This is a genomic window from bacterium (genome assembly GCA_037131655.1).
Classification (GTDB): domain Bacteria; phylum Armatimonadota; class Fimbriimonadia; order Fimbriimonadales; family JBAXQP01; genus JBAXQP01.
On record JBAXQP010000453.1, the window covers coordinates 1 to 1739 of the forward strand.

At 46.3% G+C, this 1739-nt stretch carries 2 protein-coding genes; both read right to left on the reverse strand.

Going from position 1 to position 1739, the window contains the following annotated elements:
* Window positions 1–1290 (reverse strand): VanW family protein (locus WCO51_13530; protein ID MEI6514274.1); only part of this gene is annotated, 1290 nt, incomplete at its 3' end.
* On the reverse strand, window positions 1287–1739 hold a 453-nt coding region (locus WCO51_13535), incomplete at its 5' end, for a DALR domain-containing protein (protein MEI6514275.1). The genes WCO51_13530 and WCO51_13535, both read right to left, overlap by 4 nt.

The following is a 1739-nucleotide window of genomic DNA, read 5'->3' on the forward strand; positions in this document are numbered from 1 at the left end:
ACGGGTTAGCGGACGATAGTAGTCGCTCGAAAGATGTTCTTTGCGCACGAGTGCGCTATCTTCATAGACATAACGCCAAGTGCTGCATCGTCGTCCGGAATGGCCGGGATCAACGACTAGCGTTGAACCTGTGAAGAGTGTACCATCGGGAACTCGTTTGATTGGCATTGGCAGACGGGTTAGACCCGTCACTAATATCTTGATCTTCTTGTCCGGGGTTGGAGTTCCTAAAACGCGAGCGGTTATTGATCCTTGCTGAGTTGAAGTCGAAATAGCGATGGGCGCGGAGGTGTTATTCTGGAACTTCAAGTCTAAAAGGCCATAGACAACGGTCGCGTCACGTCCTGCTGGAATGTAGGCAACTGGGATTGCATGGCGGCTTCTTTGGACGATTTTTAAGTCAGCAAAAAGAACGGCATTATATATTGTTGAGGAGACCTGACATATTCCGCCTCCTAAGCCGGGGACTTTTTTGCCTTTGACAAGCACAGGAGCCGTTAGGAAACCGGTGCTCGATTCGCGTGGGCCGACTACTTTGTTATACGAAAATGTATCACCTGGAAAAAGTACCGTGCCGTTGATAGCTGCAGCCGCAGTTTGAATATTATGGCTGCGATTACCTTTCCAACCTGAAAAACGAGTTGTATAAGAAGACACAACACCCGTGATGTCGCTAACTTGGTCTTGAGTGATTCGCGGTTTGTCCGTAAGAACACTGAGAGTTACGATCGTTTGGTCGGTCTGCAACGCTTGCTTAATAGAACTTATTGCCCCATTAAGGTCAAAACGCGCTCCAATTCTTTCTGGGATAACTACTACATTTCCGCCGATGAACTTAACTTTTGCATCTCGGGCTGGTCGGGTTAATTTACGAATTGAATAGAAAGCTTTTTGAATCTTACTTTGGTCTACTTGCCAGACGATATTAGACGAATCGAACGGCGGAGGCATCATACCCGGTGGAGGTACAACTGCATCGGGTTGAGGTGCAGGTGTATTCGTAAGGGTCTTATTTACTGTTGCGACTAAATCAGGATGTATTCCCAATTTACGAGGGGTCATCGGCGCTAGTGTTTTTGGGAGTGCAAAATCAGCGGTCCATGTTAAGGGAACATTCTCATGCTTGCTCCACCAATCATTTACTATTTGAGCGATTTGTATGGAGGCAACATCCCTTGCTTCAGCCGCAACCGCTTTAGCTCGCCCGTGTCTCGATGTCACAACACCAAATGCGATCACTGCAATACTAACTACAGCAACTGCAATACCAATTTTAAATTTCAAAATCATAGTTCGGCCTTCCGCCATATCGTCCCGTGTGGACCATCCTCTAATAAGATTCCGAGTTCCTTCAAGTCATCGCGTATTCTATCAGCAATCGTGAATTCTTTCCGCTCTCTAAGCGCGGCTCTCCAGATGATTGTTTTTTGAACAAGGCCATCAAGCAGCTTAGACGTTTCTTCAGACAATTCGGTTTTAAGCTCAAATCCTAAAACAGCGGTCATCTTCATTACGACATCCAGATGACACTTTAACTCACCGGCATTGTCCAAATTTCCAGTGACTGATGCCTGACCGACAATTCGATTAATTTCGGATACTGCTTCAAAGATCACAGACAATGCTTGGGCCGTATTGAAGTCATCACTCATTGCTGAGGCAAAACGTTCCCAATAATCAGCAGCGCTTCGATCACAGACTTCCGTTTTATCTTCAAGCCAACGTTGGGCGTTACTGAC